General features: G+C 43.2%; 3 protein-coding genes. 2 read left to right on the top strand and 1 reads right to left on the bottom strand.

Going from position 1 to position 1,000, the window contains the following annotated elements; genetic code table 11:
• Window positions 1-86: 86 nt before the first annotated feature.
• Window positions 87-260, top strand: a complete 174-nt coding sequence (locus QT987_RS29805) for a hypothetical protein (protein WP_333247102.1) — start codon at window positions 87-89, stop codon at window positions 258-260.
• Window positions 212-358, top strand: coding sequence for a tetratricopeptide repeat protein (locus tag QT987_RS30085; RefSeq protein ID WP_333292782.1), 147 nt, complete (start codon window positions 212-214; stop codon window positions 356-358). Before QT987_RS29805 ends, QT987_RS30085 begins: the two co-directional genes overlap by 49 nt.
• 103 nt (window positions 359-461) lie before the next feature.
• On the opposite strand, the gene QT987_RS29800 is transcribed toward QT987_RS30085, so the two are convergent.
• Window positions 462-1,000: calcium-binding protein (locus QT987_RS29800; RefSeq protein WP_445299742.1), on the bottom strand; the 539-nt coding region annotated here is incomplete at its 5' end.

Raw genomic sequence — 1,000 nt, 5'->3', positions numbered from 1 at the left:
TTAATCAGAAAACTGTAAACTTGTCTTAAGTACAGTTCTACTTCTAAAATTTATGATGTCCCGTCGCAAGTTTTTTAGCACTTTATTTGCAAGCGGATTACAACTCGGCACTGCTGCTTCGCCCCAATTTAACCCAAGCTTACTTTAACCGAGGTGCTATCCGCCTGCAAGTGGAAAATTCCCTGCAGCGCTCGCTGATTTTGAGTCAGCAATTCGTCTCGATCGCGATTTTGCTAAAACTTACTTCAACCGAGGAGTGATTAGATATAAATTGAGAGAGGTTCAGGGAGCATTTGAGGATTTTCAGAAGGCGCCAGGGCTGTTTAAGCTGCAGGGGCAAATAGATTATTCCCGATAAGCGGTTTCTAAAATTAGACAGCTATGGTATTAGTTGAATTTAGGAATGAGGAATTGGGGAATTTGTAAGGTGTGCCATAAGCACCCTACACCTATAGTTAATGTTAGCCAATTCTCAAGGCTGCATCGGCAGGTTGAGGGTTAGGATCACTAGGAATCCTAGATAAAGGAATTGCAAAAGCTGCATTTTGAACAGAGGCGACAGTAGAATTTTGTACCACAGTATAAGCCCCTGCCAAGTTAATGACAGTATTGCTTCCAGATTGAGTGAATGTAGTATCGGATAAATTTCCTGTCAAAGCAATGCGATCGCCTTCCTCTGGTCTAAAATCAACTATTGTATGACTTGTTATGGGTAGGAGAATAAAAGGAAGAGAAGCAGGATCTACTCCGAGCAAAACAAAAGTATCTGCACCACTACCTCCTGTGAGAGTATTGTCGCCTGTATCTCCAATCAAAATATCATTGCCATCACCACCAATTAAGATATCATTCCCTTGACCGCCTCGCAAAAAGTCGTTACCAGCATCACCATTGAGAGTATCGTCAGCGAAATTGCCAATCAGAATATCGTCGCCCACACCTCCGCTAATGGAGTCGTTACCTTTGCCGCCTCTAAGAAAGTCGTCACCCGCTTCGCCCG

The organism is Microcoleus sp. SVA1B4 (assembly GCF_036700545.1).
In the GTDB taxonomy this organism is placed as follows: domain Bacteria; phylum Cyanobacteriota; class Cyanobacteriia; order Cyanobacteriales; family Microcoleaceae; genus Microcoleus.
This window is presented reverse-complemented; position numbering and strand designations above follow the sequence as displayed.